The 23,461-nt window shown below is 50.8% G+C and carries 19 protein-coding genes; 6 read left to right on the forward strand and 13 right to left on the reverse strand.

Annotation, left to right across the window (positions count from 1 at the left end):
* Nucleotides 1–146: 146 nt before the first annotated feature.
* The 12 genes from acnB to FIT99_RS07460 all read right to left on the reverse strand — a co-directional run bounded on the left by acnB (nt 147) and on the right by FIT99_RS07460 (nt 13,355).
* The gene (gene acnB, locus FIT99_RS07405; protein ID WP_140003697.1) at nt 147–2,726 is read right to left on the reverse strand and encodes a bifunctional aconitate hydratase 2/2-methylisocitrate dehydratase; all 2,580 of its coding nucleotides are present in this window, start codon (nt 2,724–2,726) and stop codon (nt 147–149) included.
* Nucleotides 2,727–2,907: 181 nt separating this feature from the next.
* Nucleotides 2,908–3,231: a hypothetical protein gene (locus FIT99_RS07410; protein ID WP_223261144.1), complete on the reverse strand. Its 324-nt coding sequence runs from the start codon at nt 3,229–3,231 to the stop codon at nt 2,908–2,910.
* 101 nt (nt 3,232–3,332) lie between these two features.
* A complete protein-coding gene (locus tag FIT99_RS07415) occupies nt 3,333–4,838 on the reverse strand; it encodes a fumarate hydratase (RefSeq protein ID WP_140003699.1) in 1,506 nt (501 codons plus the stop codon).
* 23 nt (nt 4,839–4,861) lie between these two features.
* Complete coding sequence (locus FIT99_RS07420; RefSeq protein WP_189524719.1) at nt 4,862–6,511, reverse strand: acyl-CoA synthetase; 1,650 nt, start codon at nt 6,509–6,511, stop codon at nt 4,862–4,864.
* Nucleotides 6,512–6,627: 116 nt separating this feature from the next.
* Nucleotides 6,628–7,758, reverse strand: coding sequence for an HpcH/HpaI aldolase/citrate lyase family protein (locus FIT99_RS07425; protein WP_140003701.1), 1,131 nt, complete (start codon nt 7,756–7,758; stop codon nt 6,628–6,630).
* Entirely contained in the window at nt 7,755–8,042 is a 288-nt protein-coding gene (locus FIT99_RS07430) for an FAD assembly factor SdhE (RefSeq protein ID WP_140003702.1), read from the reverse strand. The genes FIT99_RS07425 and FIT99_RS07430 overlap by 4 nt, the downstream gene beginning before the upstream one ends.
* Before the next feature lie 9 nt (nt 8,043–8,051).
* On the reverse strand, nt 8,052–8,798 hold the full coding sequence (locus tag FIT99_RS07435) for a succinate dehydrogenase iron-sulfur subunit (RefSeq protein ID WP_140003703.1): 747 nt from the start codon (nt 8,796–8,798) through the stop codon (nt 8,052–8,054).
* A gap of 1 nt (nt 8,799) precedes the next feature.
* Nucleotides 8,800–10,572, reverse strand: coding sequence for a succinate dehydrogenase flavoprotein subunit (sdhA, locus tag FIT99_RS07440; protein ID WP_140003704.1), 1,773 nt, complete (start codon nt 10,570–10,572; stop codon nt 8,800–8,802).
* A 10-nt stretch (nt 10,573–10,582) separates the two neighbouring features.
* Nucleotides 10,583–10,936: a succinate dehydrogenase, hydrophobic membrane anchor protein gene (sdhD, locus tag FIT99_RS07445; RefSeq protein ID WP_140003705.1), complete on the reverse strand. Its 354-nt coding sequence runs from the start codon at nt 10,934–10,936 to the stop codon at nt 10,583–10,585.
* A gap of 7 nt (nt 10,937–10,943) precedes the next feature.
* Nucleotides 10,944–11,336, reverse strand: coding sequence for a succinate dehydrogenase, cytochrome b556 subunit (gene sdhC / locus FIT99_RS07450; protein WP_140003706.1), 393 nt, complete (start codon nt 11,334–11,336; stop codon nt 10,944–10,946).
* Nucleotides 11,337–11,342: 6 nt separating this feature from the next.
* Nucleotides 11,343–12,545, reverse strand: coding sequence for a malic enzyme-like NAD(P)-binding protein (locus tag FIT99_RS07455; protein WP_140003707.1), 1,203 nt, complete (start codon nt 12,543–12,545; stop codon nt 11,343–11,345).
* Nucleotides 12,546–12,620: 75 nt separating this feature from the next.
* Complete coding sequence (locus tag FIT99_RS07460) at nt 12,621–13,355, reverse strand: GntR family transcriptional regulator (RefSeq protein WP_140003708.1); 735 nt, start codon at nt 13,353–13,355, stop codon at nt 12,621–12,623.
* Nucleotides 13,356–13,539: 184 nt separating this feature from the next.
* Between FIT99_RS07460 and FIT99_RS07465 the strand changes: the two genes are divergently transcribed.
* The 6 genes from FIT99_RS07465 (at nt 13,540) to FIT99_RS07490 (ending at nt 20,146) form a co-directional block, all read left to right on the forward strand.
* Entirely contained in the window at nt 13,540–14,421 is an 882-nt protein-coding gene (locus tag FIT99_RS07465) for an HpcH/HpaI aldolase/citrate lyase family protein (protein ID WP_189524720.1), read from the forward strand.
* 10 nt (nt 14,422–14,431) lie between these two features.
* Nucleotides 14,432–15,493, forward strand: coding sequence for a MaoC family dehydratase (locus tag FIT99_RS07470; protein ID WP_140003709.1), 1,062 nt, complete (start codon nt 14,432–14,434; stop codon nt 15,491–15,493).
* On the forward strand, nt 15,493–16,491 hold the full coding sequence (locus tag FIT99_RS07475) for an HpcH/HpaI aldolase/citrate lyase family protein (RefSeq protein ID WP_140003710.1): 999 nt from the start codon (nt 15,493–15,495) through the stop codon (nt 16,489–16,491). Before FIT99_RS07470 ends, FIT99_RS07475 begins: the two co-directional genes overlap by 1 nt.
* A 22-nt stretch (nt 16,492–16,513) precedes the next feature.
* Nucleotides 16,514–17,392 (forward strand): methylisocitrate lyase, encoded by an 879-nt coding sequence (gene prpB, locus FIT99_RS07480; RefSeq protein WP_140003711.1) that lies wholly within the window; start codon nt 16,514–16,516, stop codon nt 17,390–17,392.
* A 31-nt stretch (nt 17,393–17,423) separates the two neighbouring features.
* Entirely contained in the window at nt 17,424–18,593 is a 1,170-nt protein-coding gene (gene prpC / locus FIT99_RS07485; RefSeq protein ID WP_140003712.1) for a bifunctional 2-methylcitrate synthase/citrate synthase, read from the forward strand.
* A 92-nt stretch (nt 18,594–18,685) separates the two neighbouring features.
* Nucleotides 18,686–20,146 (forward strand): bifunctional 2-methylcitrate dehydratase/aconitate hydratase, encoded by a 1,461-nt coding sequence (locus FIT99_RS07490; protein WP_140003713.1) that lies wholly within the window; start codon nt 18,686–18,688, stop codon nt 20,144–20,146.
* Nucleotides 20,147–20,207: 61 nt separating this feature from the next.
* On the opposite strand, the gene FIT99_RS07495 is transcribed toward FIT99_RS07490, so the two are convergent.
* The gene (locus FIT99_RS07495; RefSeq protein WP_140003714.1) at nt 20,208–23,423 is read right to left on the reverse strand and encodes a DUF6701 domain-containing protein; all 3,216 of its coding nucleotides are present in this window, start codon (nt 23,421–23,423) and stop codon (nt 20,208–20,210) included.
* Between the last annotated feature and the right edge of the window lie 38 nt (nt 23,424–23,461).

A 23,461-nucleotide genomic window follows, 5' to 3' on the forward strand; every position in this document is an offset into this window, starting at 1 on the left:
TGCATAGACGTCAGCCAATACATCATAATCAAAACAGATGTGTGCCGTACGGACGAGCCTCAGGTTTTACAGTTGCAAGGATATGTGCGATCAAAAACATAAAGGGGGCAAGCGCCCCCTTTATGTTTTGCTTAGATCAACAACGTTTAGGCTGTTTCTTGAATCGGAATAATTTTTTTCACATTTTCTAATGAGTGCGCATACTGACTCATTTGATTGAAATTGAGATATTTGTAAATTTCTGCCGTATTGGTGAGTTTGCTCCCCAAGGTATCTAGATACTCTTGCACGGATGGCATGCGACCCAACTTGGCACAGACCGCGGCCAATTCGGCAGAACCCAAGTACACACGCGCATCTTTGCCCATCCGGTTGTCAAAGTTACGGGTTGAAGTTGAGAATACCGTGGCTTTGTCGGCGACACGCGCCTGATTACCCATACACAAGGAGCAGCCTGGCACCTCGGTACGTGCGCCTGCCACACCAAAGGTCGAATACACGCCTTCAGCGCGCAATTGCGCTTCATCCATACGGGTGGGTGGTGCGATCCACAATCGTGTCGGGAGCCCGCCTGCGCCTTCCAACACCTTTCCAGCGGCGCGATAATGGCCAATATTGGTCATGCAACTACCAATAAAGACTTCGTCGATTTTGTCGCCCACCACGGCGGTTAACGGCTTGATATCATCGGGATCATTCGGGCACGCAACCAGCGGCTCCTTAATCTCATTCAGATCAATTTCAATCACATGCGCATACTCGGCATCCGCATCTGGTTGCAACAGCTCAGGTTTTTCCAGCCAGGCTTTCATGCTAGCGATGCGGCGCTCTAAGGTACGCGCATCCGCATAGCCGTTTTCAATCATATTCTGCATCAACACGATGTTCGAGTTTAAAAACTCGATCACAGGCTCTTTATTGAGCAGCACGGTACAGCCGTTGGCTGAGCGTTCCGCGGAGGCATCGGCCAGCTCAAACGCTTGTTCCACTTTTAAATCAGGCAATCCTTCGATTTCAAGCACGCGACCGTTAAACACATTCTTTTTGCCTTGTTTGCCGACGGTCAATGTGCCTTCTTGGATCGCTGCATACGGGATCGCATTCACCAAATCACGCAAGGTAATGCCGGGTTGCATTTCTCCTTTAAAGCGGACCAGCACTGACTCCGGCATATCTAACGGCATGGCCCCGGTGGCTGCAGCAAATGCCACCAAGCCCGAACCCGCCGGAAAACTGATGCCAATTGGAAAACGCGTATGCGAATCGCCGCCCGTGCCTACGGTATCAGGCAGAATCAAACGGTTTAACCACGAGTGGATCACGCCATCGCCGGCGCGTAAACTCACGCCGCCACGGCTCGACATAAACTCAGGCAACTCGTGTTGTAATTTGATATCCACAGGTTTGGGATAAGCAGCGGTATGACAAAAACTCTGCATCACTAAATCAGCGCTAAAACCAAGGCAAGCCAGCTCTTTCAACTCATCACGCGTCATGCCGCCAGTGGTATCTTGAGAGCCAACCGTCGTTGCTTTCGGTTCGCAATAAGTGCCCGGGCGCACACCGACACCCTCAGGTAAGCCACAGGCGCGACCCACCATTTTTTGCGCCAACGTGTAGCCTTTGCCGGTATCTTTGGCTGGCACAGCTTGGATAAATACGTCAGTCTCAGCCAGACCAAGCGCTTTGCGCGCATTCGATGTCAGACCCCGACCGATGATTAATGGAATACGGCCACCAGCGCGCACTTCATCCGCCAGCGTGATGGGGTTCATTTCAAAGGTGGCTAATAGCGCACCCGCCTCTGACAACACCTGGCCTTCATAGGGTTTGATAATAATGACGTCACCCGTGTTCAACTTGGAGACATCACACTGAATGGGGAGGGCCCCAGAATCTTCAGCCGTATTAAAGAAAATGGGGGCAATTTTATTGCCAATCACCACCCCGCCGGTACGTTTGTTAGGAATAAAAGGTATGTCATCGCCCATCCACCACTGCACAGAATTGATGGCCGACTTACGAGAAGAGCCAGTACCTACCACATCCCCCACATACGCCAGTGGCAACCCCTTTTGCTTCAATTGCTCTATGACGGACAAACCATCAGGCATGCGATTGACCAGCATGGCTTTGGCATGCAATGGGATATCTGGACGGCTCCAAGCATCTTGTGCCGGACTCAAATCATCGGTATTGGTTTCGCCCTCGAGCTTAAATACAACGACTTTGATCTCATCTTTTAAGGCAGGTTTAGTGGTAAACCATTCGGCATTGGCCCAAGACGTCATCAACGTCTTAGCATGCGGATTGCCTGCTTTCATTTTGGCATCCACATCATGAAAGGCATCAAACATCAAAATCGTTGTGGATAGTGCTTTCACCGCGTGCGCAGCCATCGGGCCATCTAATAAGGCAACCAATGCCTGCACATTGTAGCCACCAAGCATGGTGCCCAATAATTCAACTGCTTTTTCAGCGTTGAGCAATGGCGAAGTTGCCAAGCCATTGGCAACATCGGCCAAAAATGCGGCCTTCACATAAGCTGCTTGATCTACGCCAGCCGGAATACGGTTTTCTAGCAGATTCAGTAATAAAGCTTCTTCACCAGCGGGTGGGGATTTTAGCAAAGTCACCAAGGCGGCGACTTGTTCCGCATTCAGCGGTAATGGAGGTAAGTTTTGCGCAGCGCGCTCTTTCACGTGGGTGTCGTATGCTTGTAACATGATGTAGGCTCTATCAATAAAACAAAAAACGGGGAATGGGTCGGTGTTAAACACTGACCGCGAGGATTTCTTCTCGCTTGATTATAATGCAGTCCACGCAGCAGAATGTTAAATGCTTGTAACATTCCGGCAATTGATCAAAATGACAGCCGCCCACAGCAACAAAACAACATGGTTTGCGCTAGCGCGTACTGTCTCCATATAACGATTTGGCAAATGGGGTACTGCAACTTTTACCGTATGCAGACGATTCCCATTTGTCTAGCAATTCTTTTTGATAGCCTTTGCCATGTTGTTTTTCTAAGTAGGCTCTTACCTCAAACACATCGGCAAAGCCGTTGTGATCACTATCCATTAAGGCCACTTGATCTTCCACTGATGGCCCGCTATAAAGGCCATTACGGTCCGTAAAATATTCGAGTGCTGACTCGGCTTGCACAGACAGACTCAGCCCCAATATCAGCCAGCCTAGGGCTGCTGAGATTCCCATTGTCCAACGATTCATTTTTATCATACCCGCTCCATGTTTACGCTTAGTAGTATGACGTATCTTTGATCAATTTGTATCCCGCCTCTGTGATCAGGCTCACATTGCAGACCGGTGATTTAAACCGCATGCAGCGCAATGGTCTTTTTCCAATGGGCAGGCCCCGTCTGATGGACGGATTCTCCATCAGCACTCACCGCTACCGTGACGGGCATATCAACCACTTCAAATTCATAAATGGCCTCCATACCCAGCTCTTCAAACGCAAGAATGCGTGATTTTTTAATCGCCTTACTCACTAAATAGGCCGCCCCACCAACCGCCATCAGATACACGGATTGGTGTTTTGCGATCTCGGCCAATGCCTCCTCACCGCGCTCGGCTTTACCGATCGAGCCAAGTAATCCGGTATTGAGCATCATATCGGTATAACTATCCATGCGGGTAGCGGTTGTCGGGCCTGCAGGACCGACCGCCTCGTCTCTGACCGCATCAACCGGGCCGACGTAATAAATGAATTTATTGGTGAAATCCACCGGCAACGGCTCGCCGTTGGCAAGCATGGTTTGAATCCGTTTGTGGGCTGCATCACGGCCGGTCAATATCTTGCCGGTCAACAACAGGGTATCGCCCGTTTTCCAAGTTTGGGTTTCCTGCCGCGTAACGGTGTCAAGATTCACCCTTTTCGCTTGCGGGCTGGGGGCCCAGTGCACATCTGGATAAATATCTGGGCTGGGCGGAGTCAGCATCGCAACGCCGGTGCCATCCAACGTAAAATGTACATGGCGCGTGGCGGCACAATTAGGAATAATCGCCACCGGCAAACTGGCAGCGTGGGTGGGATAATCAAGAATCTTAACATCCAGCACCGTGGTCAGGCCCCCTAAGCCTTGTGCACCAATGCCCAATTGATTGACCTTTTCATAGAGCTCTAGGCGCAGTGCTTCAAGGCGATTTTGTGCCCCGCGTGCCTGTAATGCCTGAATATCAATCGGCGCCATCAGTGATTCTTTCGCCAGTAACATGGCTTTTTCTGCGCTACCGCCAATGCCAATGCCGAGCATACCCGGCGGGCACCAGCCCGCCCCCATTTCAGGCACCACCTTGAGCACCCAGTCGACGATGCTTTCATTCGGGTTGAGCATGGCCAATTTGGATTTATTCTCAGAACCGCCACCCTTGGCAGCGATCTGCACGTCTACCTGATCGCCTTTGACCAGTTCAACATGCGTAATCGCTGGTGTATTGTCTTTGGTATTTTTACGCAAACCCGCGGGATCACTAACGATAGAAGCACGCAGGGTATTGTCGGGATGCAAATACGCGCGGCGTACCCCTTCGTTCACCATCTCTTCGACCGACATATCCCCCTCAAAGCGCGCCTGCATGCCCACTTTGATAAACGCCACCACAATACCGGTGTCCTGGCACAACGGGCGCTTACCCTCCGCACACATGCGTGAATTGGTCAGAATCTGCGCAATCGCATCTTTGGCAGCCACCGAGGCTTCACGCTGATAAGCCGCGGCCAACGCCTGAATATAATCTTCAGGGTGGTAGTAAGAAATGTATTGCAATGCATCAGCAATACTCTCGATGAAATCTTGGGTTTTAATCAGGGCCATGGGGATTCTTTCAGGCAATCACTTCAACGCGCATTGCTTTTTGAATAAGCAATGGCAGGACTGACGTCTTTTCGTAAGATTTTACCATTTTTGGTCCGTGGAAACTCCTTGGCCAGATAGACCGTTTTGGGCGCTTTGTAGGCGGCCAAATGTTGTTTGCCGAAGGTAATCAGCTCTTCCGGAGCAATCTCAGTATCTGCTTTAGGAATCACATAAATGACCACCAGTAGTTTGTCTTTTTCAATCTCTTCCCCCACCGCAGCGCAGTCCGCGACCGCCGGATGTCCTTTGTAAACGCGCTCGATCTCATAAGGCGACACCCGATAACCAAAACTCTTGATGATGTCATCCTTACGGCCTAAAAACCAAAGATAGCCATCGGCATCATATTTGGCGTAGTCGCCGGTAAAAAAATAACCATCATGCTTATACTTAGCCGTCTCTTGCGGCAAGTTCCAGTAGCTCAAAAACAGGCCGGGATCATTTTCTGGCACGCTAATCATGCCCTCTTCCCCTTCACTCACAGGGGCGAGGGTTTCAGGATTGAGCAATTTGATCGCGTGACCCGGTTGCGGAAAGCCTGCGGAACCGGCACGAATAGGCCGAAAAATACTTTGCGATAAATAATATGAAAATTCACTCATGCCAACGGCTTCATAAATATCCAGACCAAACCGGTCGCGCCATTGCGTCAACACTTCGTCAGACAAATGCTCGCCAGCACTCATAAAATGGCGCACGGATGGAATATCCGATTGCGTCGCCTGTGTTTTTTGCAATAACTGACGGTAAATTGTCGGCACGCCGATAAAAATCGTCGCTGCATGCTTGGCAATCAGTTCTAGCCACTTTTGCGCGTCATTTTTACCCTCGTGCACAATCACAGTTTTACCCAAATACAGCGGATCCATCAGGCCGGTGCCCAGCACATAGGTCCAGTTAAACTTACCCGAATGCATAATACGGTCTTGATGGGTGTCGCTGTAATTAAACCAATACTGCGCCGCAGGCTGCCGACCAAGTAATGCACGGTGCGCATGCAACACCCCTTTGGGATACCCTGTCGTGCCAGAGGTATAGACCAAATAAGCGGGATCGTCTGCCCGAGTGACATAGGCCGGCTGCGGCTCGGGCACTGTGCCCAAGGCTGCCTCCATGGCGAGCACGTTAAAGCCGTCTACTGCAGCCACCTCGCCCACAAGCTGTGTCAATAAAATATGTTTAAGCTGCGGCGTTTGTGCGATGTTTTCTTGCATTTTGGCCGACATGCCGGCCCAAGCCGCAGCATCGGTGACCAGCACCACGGCACCTGAATCTTTTGCCAGATAGGCGACTTCTTCTGCGGTGAGCAGAGTCGAGGTAGGCACTGAAATTGCCCCCGTTTTCATCGTCCCCAAGAATGCGGTCGGATAATCCAGACTATTTGGCAGGCGAATTAATACGCGATCGCCAGGAACAACCTCTAAGCCACGCAATAATTGCGCAAAAGCATCGGTGGATGCGGCAAGTTCGGCAAAGGTGATGGTGCTGGTGCCAAAGCTGTCATCCTCCACAATCATCGCAATTTCATCCGCTTTGGCTGTGCCAAGATGACGGTCACTACACGCCACACCGATGTTAAAAAACGCCGGTATCTGCCATTGCCAATCTGGATAAGGGGCTAACTGTGTCATGTTTAAACCTTTCATTCTTAAACGCAGCCACTGATCAGTGACGCAATCATCAGGTGTCCTTTTGGAACCCTTAGGCCAACACCGGGCCACCACGGATTAAAAGCAAAAATCAATGTTTATAACAAGATCCCGTAAGGCCAGTTTTGACGAACCACTTGTGCTGGCATTAACTGCAGTACATGCAAGGCAAATTCCATATCACTCACCTTGAGTGCGCGCAAAGCATGTGCTCTCAATAGGGTTTGTAATGCTTTACCAAACATCGGTGGGTCCAGCATTTCGCCTTCAAATTTAATCGCGCCACCAAGCAAAGCATCCGCCTCGATCGCCGCCTTTAAAATAGCTACTTTTTGATTGATTTCAGTCGGGGACGGCGTATAAGCGGTTTTACACAAATGAATATGGCCGGGATGGATCACCTGTTTGCCAGTCAGGCCCATTGCCGCCTCCTGGCAAGCGTGTTTATAAACCACCCTGGACTCATGGTCGCCATGCAAATCTAGCCAGCGACGCACATCATGCGGCTCAACAAATTTGTCCGGCATGATATTGCTGCCGATCAGGGTTTCCACACCACCAATGACACCTTTACCAGCAATCCTGGCTTCAAAAATTAATTGATTAATAAAATAAAACAGTTCTTCGATCCAATGCTCGGGCGTGATGTGAATGCCCAGCGCTTTTGAAAAATCGTGTATGCCGAATACCACATGTTTCACCGTATCGTATTGCATGAGTTCAGGGGCAATTTTGAGTGACTTGGGGTGCTCAATAATGGGCTGGATGGTGATTTTCGGATTAATGCTGAGCAAAAAACTAGATAAATCACGTACTTCAGCGGCGCCATAAGATTCACCGGCTTTGGCCAGCATGACGACATCGATGTATTCACCCATGTCGCGCACCAGCTTCATGTCTTCTTCATATTCATCGGTACGGAACGAGTTCGCACGAATAGCAATCGTGACCCGCTCGTTGACCTTGCGCAGCTTGGGCAGCTCTTGGCGTAGCAGCGTACGGCTCATTTCCTTTTGCCGGCAACCATCCTCGAGGTCAAAAATGAGGGTATGGGCATTGGTAAAATGCGCATGCTTCACCATGCGGTTTGCCGCTTGCTCCATGTCCTCATAAATGCCGAGGCTGGGCGCATATTTGACCGGTGGGTAATACAACTGTATGCCCGGCCAGTAATCTCCTAATGCGCTGGCATCCAATGCGATTGGCTCTTCGCCCATGTGCTGACTCATGCGGTTTCCTGTTCTGCCGTGGGTCGGCTCGCTCTCAGTTTTTCGAGGATAATGGCGGCGTCTGCCATCTCGACAGTAGGGTTGACGCCTTGAATCAGGTCCCAAAACACGTTGTCGGGGAGCTCAAGCAATTCATTTAATTGCGCCATTTCGGCCAGAGTCAATCCATTAAAGTGTTCACCAACAAACCGTTGCAACACGATATCTAGCTCCAACATGCCGCGGCGACAACGCCAAGTCAGACGACGCTGTTCGGCGTCACGTAACATTTCTGCATTCAACATGGCGCGCTCCTATAACACTTTGATACCAAAAATTTTCTTGGCCGGTTTGGTTTCTTGATGTGCTTTGGCTTTATCAATCTTGAGGTCTTTAATCGCCGCAATCGCCGCATTGGGATTGAGTTTTTTCGGGCATACATCCGTACAGTTCATGATGTTGTGGCAACGATACAACCGATAAGGGTCCTCTAGGTTTTCGAGGCGCGCATCTTGTGCTTGGTCACGGCTATCCGCAATAAAGCGATAGGCTTGCATCAGGCCAGCCGGGCCGACAAATTTGTCAGGATTCCACCAAAAACTCGGGCACGAAGTCGTGCAGGCACCGCACAAAATACACTCATATAACCCATCCAGCTTGGCCCGATCCTCTGGGCTTTGCAGGCGCTCGCTGTCAGCTGGGACGTCCTCATTTTGCAGATAAGGCATCACTGAGTGATAGTTGTCAAAAAACTGCGTCATATCGACCACTAGGTCACGAATGACCGGCAAACCGGGCATCGGGCGCAACACCACGGGTTCTTCTAATTCACTTAATTTAGTGATGCAGGCGAGGCCATTTTTGCCATTGATGTTCATGGCATCACTTCCACACACCCCTTCCCGGCATGACTTACGCATACTGAGTGACTCATCCTGCGTCTTGATACGCATCAGCGCATCCAACAACATCTGGTCGCTATCTTCAAGCGCGATATCGTAATCCTGCATATAGGGTTTTTTGTCTACATCAGGGTTAAAGCGGTAGATGGAAAAACGCATATCAATACACCCTTTTTTTCAACTCAAATGGTTCTACGGTCAATGGTTGCAAGCGAACTGGCTTGTAAAGCAGCTTTTGTTCTTGGGCAAAATATAACGAATGGCTCAACCAGTGTTGGTCGTCGCGCTCAGCGAAATCCTCACGAGCATGTGCCCCGCGACTCTCTTGCCGTGCATGGGCTGACTGCATGGTCGCCATCGCCACCTGCATTAGATTATCAACCTCTAGCGCCTCGACACGCGCGGTGTTAAATACTTTGCTCTTGTCGCTGATACGCATCTGTGCTGCTTGCGTAGCCACTTGCTGAATCGCCGCAACCCCGCTTTCCAGTAAATCTGGGAAGCGAAAAACCCCACAATGTTTTTGCATGGTTTGTCGCATGTTAAAACCCACGTCGGCAGCCTTTTCGCCCTGACTGGCGTTTTCTAAACGATTGACGCGTGCGAGAGTGGCATCAGCGACGTTTGCAGGCAACGGTTTATGCGCTTGGCTACTGGCAATATCCGCCGCCATTTTGTCACCTGCCGCTTTGCCGAATACGACCAGATCGAGCAATGAGTTAGAGCCCAGACGATTGGCACCGTGTACCGAGACACAGGCGCATTCCCCCACGGCATATAAGCCGTTCACCACGCGCTCAGACTGGCCATCATGCACCACGACTTGACCATCTAGATTGGTCGGGATACCGCCCATCATGTAATGCACGGTCGGTACAACCGGGATCGGGGCATTGATAGGATCAACACCGGCAAATGTTTTAGCGATTTCACGAATGCCCGGCAAGCGCTTGCTAATGAGCTCCTCACCCAAATGGTCGAGCTTTAGATAAACCGCATCTTTATGTTTGCCTACTCCTCGCCCCTCTTTGATTTCAGTGGCCATGGCGCGTGACACTACATCGCGACTCGCCAGATCTTTGGCACTTGGGGCATAACGCTCCATAAAGCGCTCGCCCTCACTGTTGACCAAATAACCGCCCTCACCGCGTACGCCTTCGGTAATCAACACACCGGCATTCAACACGCCAGTCGGGTGAAATTGCCAAAACTCCATATCCTGCAGCGGTAAACCGGCACGCGCAGCCATGCCGAGACCGTCGCCAGTATTGATATAAGCATTGGTGCTGGCCTGAAAAATACGGCCGCCACCGCCTGTGGCTAACATGGTCGCTTTGGCGTGAATGACATGAATATCGCCCGTTTCAATTTCAAGCGCGATCACCCCCAATACGTCGCCGTCGACATCGCGGATCAGATCAAGCGCAAACCACTCAATCAAAAACTGCGTGTTGGCCTTCACGTTACGTTGATACAGCGTGTGCAACATGGCATGGCCGGTGCGGTCTGCAACGGCACAAGTGCGTGAGATGGGCGATTCACCAAAATTGCGCGTCATGCCACCAAACGGCCGCTGAAAAATACGACCGTTTTCAAGGCGATCAAACGGCATCCCAAAATGCTCCAGCTCAATAATGGCTTTGGCAGCATTACGGCACATAAACTCAATCGCATCTTGGTCGCCCAGATAATCTGAGCCTTTGATGGTGTCGTACATATGCCACAACCACTTATCATCGGACACATTGCCCAATGCCGCCGCGATGCCCCCTTGTGCCGCCACGGTATGTGAGCGTGTGGGAAACACTTTGGACAGCACTGCCACCTCTGCCCCAGATTCTGCCAGTTGTAACGCCGCACGCAAGCCGGCGCCACCACCACCGATAATCACGGCATCTACCTGATGATGCTGTATATTGCTTGCAGTTGTCATGCCATTCACCTTAAACGTTCATTCCAAATAAAATCCACAATACCGCCAGTGCATTGCCGATGACGGCGATATCGACCATTGCTTGCAACACCCCGCGACTAGGCAGATGCGGCACATAATCACGCAACACATCACGCACGCCCAACCAAGCATGCAACAACATACAAACAAAAAACCAGACCACTAGCCAGCGCCACCACCACGGGGCAAACATAGTCACCCAGTCTTGATAGTTTTGAGGGGACAGCCAGAGCATTCTGATCAAAAAGAGCACCAACACTAAGGCCATAGACAACGCGCACAACCGTTGCGTTAACCAGCGACGCATGCCAGGATATTTAGCGGTAAGTAGTTCGATCAACATTGCGCGCTCAACCCCAAATTAACCAAGTCACCCACACCATGGTGAATGCCACCAGACCCAATACGACCCGGCTTGAAAATCGTGCTTTTTGCAAAGTCGTCATCCAGTGCACATCCATGGCTAAATGACGGATACCTGCATAAAAATGGTGCACAAAGGCTGCTGCCAAGCCTGTTGCCACTAACTTGTATGGCCATTGCTGAAACTGTGTGATTACCTGCGCATAGCGTATTGGGCTCGACAATGACAGGTATAGGCTCCACAACAACCAGGGTTGAATCAAAAACAGCACCACCCCAGTGACGCGGTGCAAAATTGACACCACGGCATTGATCGGCAAACGAATCGTGAACAAATTCAGATTCTTTGGCCGCTGCTTTTTGTGTTTCTTTACAATCATGCCCACTTACTCAGCGTGCTCAGCTGCCCGTGCCACGGCACCCGCCACATACGCCATGAGGCGGGGATCAAACGGTTTAGGAATAATGTATTCCCGACCAAACGAAAGTGCAGTTAAGCCATAAGCATCTAGCACTTGCTGCGGCACCGGCTCGCGGGCCAATTGGCTCAACGCGTTGGCTGCGGCGACCTTCATCTGCTCGGTAATCTGTTTGGCTTTGGCATCCAAGGCACCACGAAACAAATAGGGGAAACACAAGGCATTGTTCACCTGATTTGGAAAATCACTGCGCCCGGTCGCCATAATCACATCATCGCGCACGGCGAATACTTCGCTTGGTAAGATTTCAGGATCAGGATTAGCCAGCGCAAAAATAACCGGCTTGGCCGCCATCAGCGACACCAATGAAGCGGGTAGGCCATTTTTAGCCGATACGCCAATAAACACATCCGCACCCTGCATGGCATCTGCCAGCGTAGTGACCTCACCCGCCTCAATCGCTAACGCACGGTTGTTATCGTGCAAATCATCGCGATGCGTATCTAGCACGCCTTTGCGATCCACCATCGTGATGTTGGTCGCCCCCATCAATTTAAGCAGTTTGGCGCAAGAACAGCCTGCTGCGCCCGCGCCTAAAAATACAATCTTGGCCGTAGGCAAAGTTTTACCTTGCAGCTCAAGTGCGTTCAACAAGGCCGCCGCAACAATCACCGCCGTCCCGTGCTGATCATCATGAAACACTGGAATATCCAGACGCGCTTTCAACGTATTTTCAATATAAAAACAATGCGGTGCCGCGATATCTTCTAGATTAATGCCACCAAATGTCGGCGCAATATTGATCACTGTTTGGATAAACTCATCCGGGCTGGCAGCATTGATTTCGATATCAAACACATCAATATCCGCAAAACGCTTAAACAACACCGCTTTACCTTCCATCACCGGCTTACCCGCCAATGCGCCTACGTTGCCTAGTCCCAAAACCGCAGTGCCGTCGGTAATTACCGCCACCAAATTCCCTTTATTGGTATATTTGTAGGCATTGGCCGGATCCGCTGCAATTTCGCGCACAGGTGCGGCAACGCCTGGCGTATAAGCCAAAGACAAGTCTTGCTGTGTGGCGCACGGCTTTGAAGACTCGACGCTCAGTTTTCCGGGTTTGGGAAACTGGTGGTAATCCAGCGCACGTTGTTTTAAATCGTCCATTCAGTCACCTCATTCGTGATTGCGTAAGCCTTATATTGGCAAAAGGCTATGCAATAAATTGTTGCAAAGTGCGCCTTATTCGAGCTCGCTCATATAATGATGATCATCTGTCAGACAGAGTCCTAGACGCCACTCCATCGGCTTATCGCCATAGGTAAACGATACACGTTCTATACTCAGCAAAGGATATCCTTCCTTCAAACCTAGCGCTTTGGCGACTTCTGCATCCGCTGCCACCGCCTTGATGCGCTCTTCCGCACGAATCATGCGCACACCAAACTGAGATTCATACATGCTATACATGGAGCCATTGCTTTCTTCGACCTTGGCCCGATTTAAGCCTTTAAATGGCGCAGCTGGCACAATGATGTGGTCATAGATTAAGGGCCGTCCAGAAAAAGTCAGCAAGCGTTTAACTTCAATGGTGGTCGCACCCGCTTTCATTTCGAGCACTTTGCCAATGTGCACATTGGCTTTGTTTTTAATACAGGAAATAAATTCATTTTGTAATATTTCCTTTTGGCCGTTTTCTGCGGTCAATCGCAAAAAGCGCAACTTCACATCATCTTGATTGTGGGTAGCGACAAACGTGCCTTTGCCTTGACGGCGTATCAGAATGTTTTCAGTGGCTAAGCTATCAATCGCCTTACGCACCGTGCCCTGACTGACCTTAAACCGTTGCGCGAGGTCAATCTCACTGGGAATCATATCGCCCGGGCGCCACTCCCCACCAATCAGACTTTGCGTAATCAATACTTTAATTTGATCATATAGCGGCCGATAACTTGGCGATCCTAATTGCTTGTCCATAGCTCTGACTCCATTGCTGATTTGCATCATTCACTATACCTAAAACGAGTTTTTAAATTTATATCACAGCGTTATTTCGTTGTCCACTGTTTTATATCTTATATAAGACATAAGATATTTGTTGACAGTCTTTTTTTATTATTGAATAATGAACTTAATTTCTTGCCGCAATTAAGGAAAACCCATGTCATATGCACTCAGACCGAGACGCTCGATGCTATATGTGCCAGGTTGCAATCAACATTACCTGGATCGCGCACGGACGCTCGCAGCAGATTCTGTGATTCTAGATTTGGGCGACCCTATTCTGGTGGATGCCAAAATACAATCCCGTGAAAATGTGGTGAATGCAGTCAAACAGGGTGGGTACGGCAAAAGAGAAGTTGTGATCCGTGTCAATGACTTACACTCGCTTTGGGGCCATGATGACATTCAAGCAGTTGCCAACATTGGGGCAGATGCAATCCTATTCCCGAACATTGAATCCCGCGAAGATGTGTTGCAAGCGCAACAATTGCTGGATGACGCAGGCGGCAAAGACGTGCCGATGATGGTGATGATTGAAAGTCCGCTGGCGGTACTCAATGCCAAGGAAATTGCGGCGGCCTCAGAGCGCATTATCTGTATGGTAATGGCGACCTCTGATCTGATCTCACAATTACACGCCCGAGTCACGCATGAACGCTCTGCAATTTTAACCTCACTATCGCTGGTGATATTAGCCGCCAGAGCCTATGGTAAAGGCGTGATTGATGGCATCACCTCAGACTTTAAAAACATGCATTCCTTTGAATATGCCTGTCGCTTGGGGCGGGATATTGGCATGGATGGTAAATCACTGGTGCATCCGGCACAAATTGCCTACTGCAATGACGCGTATACCCCGCAACGCGGCGAGGTGCAACATGCGAGATTGATCATCAAAGCGCTTAAAGAGGCCAACGAAGGCGGCCGAGGCACCGTGGTGGTGAATGACAAGCTGGTGGAACACCACCACATCAAAGCCGCGCAACGCCTAATTCAACTGGCAGAAGCCATTGCCGAGCTAGAAGAAGAGTTTATTTAAGGAGTTGACCATGGGGACTAAAATCAACACCGGCCGTTTTTTTGAGCACTTTGTGTTGGGTGAAACCATCCAGCACGCAACACCTCGCACCATTACCGCCGGCGACACTGCGCTCTATATTGCCCTGACCGGCGCGCGCAACCCGCTGCATTGTAGTGATCCGCTGGCCCAGTCGCTCGGCTATCCACAGGCGCCGGTAGATGATCTGCTGGCCTTTCACATTGCGTTTGGCAAAACCGTCCCCGACATTTCAGTCAATGCGGTGGCTAACTTAGGCTATGCAGAAGTCCGTTTTCTGCAACCGGTGTATGTCGGAGACACCCTCACGACCAGTAGCGAAGTGATCGGCCTAAAACAAAATTCCAATGGTAAAAACGGGGTGGTATGGGTCCGCTCAACCACGCTCAACCAACATCAACAGCCAGTGCTCAGCTGGGTACGCTGGGTCATGGTTCACAAAAAGAATCACGAGGCACCGGCCCCTGAAACGGTGATTCCGACGTTAGCGGAACATGTGAATGTTGAATCACTCGTGATTCCTGCACATCTCAAGGTGAACAACGCGCTGAGCCATGCCACCGGTGGCAATTATTGGTGGGATGATTACCAAGTAGAGGAGTGTTTGCGTCACCCTGCCGGACTGACGATTCATGAGAGTGACCATACCATGGCGACGCACTTGTATCAGAACAATGCCCGCCTGCACTTTGATGCACACTTGATGAAAAGCACACCCCAAGGCCAATGCCTGGTCTATGGCGGCGTAGTGATTTCAGCTTGCCGCGCCCTCAGTTTCGAGGGCCTAGAAAACGCAATCGCAATTTTAGCGATTAATGGCGGCACCCATGCCAATCCAAGCTATGCCGGCGACACGATTTATTGCCTGACCAAAGTACTGGATAAGTGGGCGTTGCCTGACCCAGCGTTAGGCGCCTTGCGCTTAAGAATGGTCGGCGTCAAAAACATCTCGCCCGCCAACCTTGAAAACATCAAAACCACGCAAGGCTATCACCCACACGTGGTCCTCGATCTCGACTATACCGTTTTAATGCCAAGAAAAGGAAACTCATAATGGCCGTTCATCCAAACCAAGCGCTTTTTGGCGGTGAGAAACCGTTTCCGGTGATTCCGGCTTGTGAACATTTTGCTGGTAGTGAAAAACTCATTCTGAAAGCCCTATCGCTGCAGGACCCCACACAAGTGAACGGCATCGGCCCGGTGTTTGATATCACCTGTGACTGCGAAGATGGCGCAGCCAGTGGGCAGGAACAGGTGCATGCCGAGATGATCGTGCGGGTACTGAACTCGCCTGCCAACCAATATAAGATGGCGGGCGCGCGCATTCACGATTACACCCACCCGCATTGGAAAAAAGATATCGAAATTTTGGTCGGCGGCGCGGGAGAGGTGCTCAGCTATCTGACGATTCCGAAATGTACCGATATTGCCCAAGCACGCGAAATGATCACCTATATTCAACAGGTTGCCAAACAGCACGGCATCTCACGCATCATCCCGGTACATATTCTGATTGAGACACACGGCGCACTAAGGCAAGTGCATGAAATTGCACAACTGCCTTGGTTACAGGTGCTGGACTTTGGTCTGATGGATTTTGTCAGCGCGCATCATGGCGCAATTCCTGCCTCGGCCATGCGCAGCCCAGGGCAGTTTGAGCATCGCCTGCTGGCGCGTGCCAAAGCGGAAGTGGTCTCAGCAGCCTTAGCCAATGGCGTGGTGCCCGCCCACAACGTGACCTTAGATTTAAAAAATGTAGAAGTGACCTACAGCGATGCCGCTCGGGCCCGAAATGAATTTGGCTTTATGCGTATGTGGAGTATTTACCCAACCCAAATTCAGGCAATTGTCGACGCCATGAAGCCCAATTATGACGAAGTGAACGACGCCGCCAATATCTTACTGGCTGCGCAAGCCGCTGACTGGGGGCCAATTCAATATGCGGGCGAGCTACATGATCGCGCGACGTATCGTTACTTCTGGGAAGTCTTACAAAAGGCCAAGCAGACGGGTGTGACCATGCCAGCGGATGCTGAGCATGCTTTCTTTTAATGGCTGATGGACAGGAAGAGACATGACGCAATCAATCACAGCAGGTAGCCGCTTTCGTGCAGCCCTCGCCGCCGAAAAACCGCTCCAAATCATTGGTGCCATCAATGCTTACCACGCCATGCTGGCAACACAGTCTGGCTTTCAAGCCATTTATCTTTCTGGTGGCGGCGTTGCCGCAGGCTCGCTCGGCTTGCCAGATTTAGGCATTTCGGGACTAGAAGATGTGTTAGTAGATGTGCGACGCATCACAGACGCGGTAGATACGCCATTATTAGTAGATATTGATACCGGATTTGGCGGCGCATTCAACATTGCCCGTAGCATTAAAAGTGTGGCGAAAGCCGGCGCCGCCGCCGTGCATATTGAGGATCAGGTCAGCGCAAAACGCTGTGGTCACCGGCCAAACAAAGCGATTGTCAGCCTAGAAGAAATGGTAGACCGGGTCAAAGCTGCCGTGGATGCCAAACCTTATGCTGACTTCGTCGTCATGGCACGGACGGATGCGCTGGCAGTAGAAGGCTTACAGTCTGCAATTGACCGCGCGTGTGCTTGCGTCGAAGCCGGCGCCGATATGATTTTCCCAGAAGCCATGACAGAACTAGGCATGTATCAGCAGTTTGTCGAAGCAGTCAAAGTGCCTGTGCTGGCTAACATCACCGAATTTGGCGCCACGCCGTTATTTACCGTCGATGAACTTGCCACGGCTGGCGTCAGTATGGTGCTCTACCCATTATCGGCCTTCCGGGCCATGAACCAAGCGGCACTCAAAGTCTATCAGGGGGTGCGTCAAGATGGCACGCAAAAAAATGTGCTCGATCTGATGCAAACCCGTGCCGATCTCTATCAGCACCTCGGCTATCACGATTTTGAGCAAAAGCTAGACGTGCTGTACAAAAAATAAGCACACCCGACCAGAGATAAGGAGGTTTGTTATGAACACCACCACTGACCCTACCCCACTTGCCAGCGAAGCCCCTAAACGCAAAAAAGGCGTCGCTTTGGCTGGCGTCGCTGCCGGCACGACGGCTATTTGTACCGTGGGTCATAGCGGCAATGACTTGCATTATCGTGGTTACGATATCATCGAACTGGCTGAACAAGCCACCTTCGAAGAAGTCGCATATTTGTTGATACGCGGCGAGCTGCCCACCGAGGCACAACTCAATGCCTATCACCAAAAGCTCAAAAAGCTACGCGGCCTGCCCAGTGCGCTCAAAGCGGTACTGGAACAGATTCCTGCCAATGCGCACCCAATGGATGTGATGCGCACGGGCTGCTCTATGTTGGGGACGCTAGAACCCGAAGCCATCGATCGTAACACCGCAGGCGCCCAAGCGTTGGGTGAAAGACTGATTGCCTGTTTTGGCTCTATCCTCATTTATTGGTATCACTTTAGTCACCGCGGTGTTCGCATTGAGGTTGAAACCGATGATGAGTCGATTGCCGCGCACTTCTTGCATCTACTGCATGGCAAAAAACCTTCGGCACTGCACATCAAAGCCATGAACACCTCGCTGGTGTTGTATGCGGAGCATGAGTTCAACGCCTCCACCTTTACCGCGCGTGTCATAGCAGGCACCTTATCAGACTTGTATTCCTGTATCACTGGTGCCATCGGCGCCTTGCGTGGGCCAAAACACGGCGGCGCGAATGAGGCCGCGATGGAAATCATCGAGCGCTATCAAACGCCTGACGAGGCCGAGGCAGACATCATGGCACGTATGGCTCGCAAAGAGATCATTATCGGATTTGGTCATCCGGTGTACACCATCGCTGACCCGCGTAATGAAGCCATTAAAGCCGTCAGCAAATCTTTGTGCGAGGCAGCCGGCAACATGCGGTTGTTTGATATTTCTGCCCGCATTGAAGCGACCATGTGGCGAGAGAAAAAAATGTTCCCTAACCTCGATTGGTACAGCGCCTCAAGCTACCACATGATGGGTATTCCTACCGGCATGTTCACGCCTATCTTCGTGATTTCACGCACGACCGGTTGGGTAGCACACGCCATTGAGCAGCGTATCGATAACAAGATTATCCGACCGAATGCAGAATACAACGGCCCGGAAAATAGACCGTTTCTACCCTTAGAAAAACGTTAATTTTTGCCACCAGCATCCCACTTAGCGCAGCATGATCCATGAAGTGTTGCGTAGTGTTTGGCGCATTTTATTATCTGAAAGAAAAATGACTTATGTCCGCCCATATCTCTAACGTCCGCCCCGATCCCGATCAGGTCCTTGTCGATATCGCCAATTACGTGGCCGACTTTGAAATCAACTCTAACGAGGCTTACGACACGGCCCGCAACTGCCTGATGGATACCTTGGGCTGCGGCTTTGAAGCATTAGATTATCCCGCTTGCACAAAACTGCTCGGGCCGGTGATTGCTGGCACCATTGTACCCAATGGCGCAAAAGTACCGGGCACGTCTTACCAGCTAGACCCCATTTTGGCGGCTTTTAATATTGGTGCAATGATCCGCTGGTTGGACTTTAATGATACCTGGCTGGCGGCAGAATGGGGCCACCCATCTGACAACTTGGGTGGTATTCTCGCCGTGGCTGACTACATGTCGCGCAAACACGTGGCAGAAGGCAAAGCGCCGCTCACGATGAAAGACGTATTGACTGCTATGATTAAGGCGCATGAGATTCAAGGCGTATTGGCGCTCGAAAATAGTTTTAATCGCGTTGGCTTAGACCATGTGATCCTGGTCAAGATTGCATCCACAGCAGTGGTCACAAAATTGCTGGGCGGCAACAAACAAGACATCATCAACGCTGTTTCAAATGCCTTTGTCGACGGCCAAAGCCTGCGCACCTATCGACACAGCCCCAATACCGGATCCCGCAAATCTTGGGCCGCCGGCGATGCCACCTCACGCGCCGTGCGACTGGCTTGGATGACGTTACAGGGCGAAATGGGCTATCCCAGCGCGCTCACGGCCAAAACCTGGGGCTTTTATGATGTGCTATTCAAAGGCAACGCATTCAAGTTTCAACGCCCCTACGGCAGTTATGTAATGGAACAAGTATTGTTCAAAATTTCGTTTCCGGCCGAGTTCCACGCCCAAACAGCGGTTGAATGCGCGTTTCAGTTGAATATAGAAGTCGAGCAACGCTTGCAAACGCTGCAAGACATCGCCAATATCGACAAAATCATCATCACCACGCATGAGTCAGCGATCCGCATCATTGACAAAAGTGGACCGATGAATAACCCGGCCGACCGCGACCACTGCATTCAATACATGGCAGCCGTTGGCCTGCTCAAAGGCAGCCTAACCGCGCTAGATTATGAAGATGCGGCCGCGTCTGATCCACGTATTGACGCATTGCGCGACAAGATGACTTGTGTCGAAAAAGCCGAATACACGCGCGATTATCTAGACCCTGAAAAGCGCTCGATTGCGAATGCGATCCAGATTTTCTTTAAAGATGGTACGCAGTCCAGCAATATTGCCGTGGAATATCCGATCGGTCACCGCCGTCGCCGTGGCGAAGGCATCCCTGAACTGGTCAAAAAATTCAAAGTGAATTTGGCACGCCGTTTTGATGCAGGCAAACAAGCTGAGATTCTGGCCTTGTGTCAGGATCAATCCAAGCTAGAATCTACCCCAGTGAATGTCTTTGTAGACATGCTCGCAGTCTAAGCCTGCGCTAGCCACAAGCCCCAAATACCCCCGACTGGCCTGCGCTAGCCGGGGGTATTTTTTAAAATTCTTCTCTCAGATAAATGACCGGCGATTTATAAATGCCAAACGATGCACGTGAGACAGGATCAACCCCCAACCATGGTAGTGCGCCGCCAGCAGCAGGCTGCTCTGTCGCGCCGATACAGGTATTTTCACTGGGCAATGCCGGCCCCAGATTCACCTCGAGATCGACACTGCCGGTATTCGGCCGACCATCACTCCCTATGCCAGGGGCAGTCAATTTAAAGCGCGACACGCCCTGACTGACATTGGCGTTACCCGACAAGTGTGTTTCACAGGCATTGAGGTTGCCATGATAGTTTTTCATCACGATAGACTGTAATGGTATCTGGGTGCAGCTGTCCGCATTGTTGCGCACATAGGCAGCATCTAAGCCAATTTGACGCCAGTATTGCGCCTCAATCTTTATTGGTAACGCGAGCAACTCAGAGCCGTGGGCCGGGGTGATAAACAAACGTCCGAATCTAAATGCATCTGGGCTTGAGACGGCAACCGCTTCAGATGTGCTTACGCCATCATCATCCAGCGGCTTCGCCATGAGTGTCAGCGGCGCTTCAGGCACAGCATCAGCAGGTCGCTTCACCAGATGCGTTGCCGTCACTGTCGCCTCCCCCTTCACCCACTGGCCGGTAGGCATATCTTTGCTGACCCCTAAGGTGTAGCTTGCCGGGCTCAGACTAAAATGATAACTGCTATAGTCGGCCAGATTAAACTTGGCAAAACTGTTGCCATAATCCCCCTCATAGTTTTTGGTCACACTACCATCCTTTGCCTGTGCAAAGAGTTTAAATGCAGTGAGCCAGCCATCCTGCCCAAAATAATTAAAACTGCCACAGGCCAACTGACTTTTGATCGCACTGATGCCAAAATGATGCGGATAAAAACGTCCCACATTGCCCGAGCTAGTTGTCGTCACATCGCCAGCCCCCAGATAGTCGCCATCACTCAAACGCGGTGACAGCTTGATGATGCCGACCTCGTTCCATTCCAATGTGGCAAGCTCAGCTTTGCCGCCTGCAAAGCTGCCTGGCTGCGTGCTGGCGTTCTTGAGTACGCCAGGCGCGCCACCCGCCGGCGCGATGACTGAGGCTTGCAAAGTGACTGATTCTGGCGTTTGTTCGCGCCCAAAATTCTGCGTGAGCGCATTGTTTTTGGCATAGGCGGCCACGGTCGCTTTGAAAGAAGTGCCAGACTGCACAAACACCGGGCCATTGGCATCACCCGCTGCCGGGTTAGGACCATCCGTGGCGCTTTTAATGGAGTTGTCGAGAACACCAAGAGAATAAGGCTTGGTCACAAAAGTAGTGTTGCCCGACAGTTGGGCCGCGTTTACTGTTTTTTTAACCCAAAGTGTGGTTTGACCGACATCAAAATAATTCAACTTGAATGGCGCATTGCCATTGTCATCAAACGCCATCTCTACATCTCTCAAATTCAACGCCGTATCTGCATGATTGTTCGCGGTGATGATTTGCTGGCCACGCCCTGTTATCCGCATTTGATCCCCAGCACCCGGCGCACAGGTGGTTGGATTGATGCACTGGTAGCCCATTTGTACTGTCGTGCTGCCTTTGAGCGCGGCCTGGCAGGCTGCGCTCTTGTTGTCCGTCTGGATGGCCCGCAGATAGTATTGCGTTGATTCTTGCCCGGCCAGCTGATTCGAAATGTCAAGACTATTGCCATTGGGCTGCGTGCTGAACACGAACCCTGCCTCACGCGAAATATAATCACAGCTGTTGGAGTTATCTTTGGTGTTGAGGCATTCAAACGCCTGTGCGCGATCTGGTTGTGCACTTAAATCGCTGACGCTCAGTTTGACAGTCTGTACTACCGGCACCGACAAATCGACATCGGTGCTAGGCCAGCCTAGTGAAATTGCAAAACTACGACTATTAATGATTGTGCCTTGCAAGCTAGAGGCATTTAATGTGCCGTTAATGCCCAAGGCTGCGCGCATACACTGGCCTTGACTATCTGTACCGATACAACTGTTGATCTTGATATTTGCAGGCATACAGGCCACGCCTTCACCGGGATGCACAATCTGCAAATAACTCAGTCGGTTACAAGCATGCACTTCGTTAAGGTCCGCCTGCACTTGGCTAGCAGTGATCGCTCCTTTATAAACTCTAACCTCATCCAAACGACCACGAAAGCGCATGCTGTTTTGGCTGCCAAAACCGCCTATGACAAAAGTTGATTCGGTAGGTACAGCCTGATTTTGCAGGGCATCAATATTGGTAAGTAAGCCGCCAGTACTATTACGATCAACTGAGCGGAACTCCAACCGCATCGGATTGCCAGTGCCATAACCGAGGGGAATCACAAAATTTTGGAACTGTGCAACCTGAGTATTGAGCGTTCTAATAAAGACACCATCCAACAATACATCAATCGCAGAATCGGTGCCCGACGTGAAGCCCGGTCTCGCTGCATAATCTAAACTTAGCGTGAGCTCCTCCCCTTTTTTAGGGTTGATCAGGGTGTATAAATTGTAATCCCCCACATTATTTTCAATCTCAAGTAAACGCCCCGTCGGGGAGACTATTCCATAAGAGGTAGACGGAAAGACTTCTAGCACACCGCTAGGATTATCTGTGAACCATCCTGGCGGAGGCGCTGCGGTGGGAATGGCATCAGGGTCGAACTTGGCAATGGAGTTGAGTTTGCGCGTCCCACTCATTGTGAGTGTTTTCGACACACCATCAATGTACAAGCTGTTTTGTGACATATCTAAATTTGTAAATATCGCGGCCACATGATGCCAACCTTTGGCCAAGCCAGTGGCAGAAGTGCCATATAACCGTCCGTCATTGGCATCAAAGCCAAGCACGTTATTTTTAATGACCAGCTTGTAATCACTCCAGCCTAAGGGGGCAACAGCATCATCGCCCTCCCAATACATCCAAAAAGTGACACTCTGTTTGCCGCTGGTACTGGTATCCACAGGGATATCACTAATTAAAAACGCCCCGCCATTGCTGCTGGGCCCAGCATATTGTGAGTAGGCACAAGTGCTCAGTGGATAATCCACTTTGGCTTGTTCAGAAAAGGCACTGCTTGGTACAGGCGTGCCGATCGCTTTACCGTTGAAGGGGACAACGCCATAATTTGCTACGTCGCGTAACTCATTGGGTGCCCCACTCCAGCGATTCAAGTCCTCCATATTGTAATGGGCCAGCAACTGCAAAGCATGGCATTGCGTCGCCATCATGGACACCCCAATCCATAGACTTAATAACAAACCATTAA

The organism is Methylophilus medardicus (assembly GCF_006363955.1).
Taxonomy (GTDB): domain Bacteria; phylum Pseudomonadota; class Gammaproteobacteria; order Burkholderiales; family Methylophilaceae; genus Methylophilus; species Methylophilus medardensis.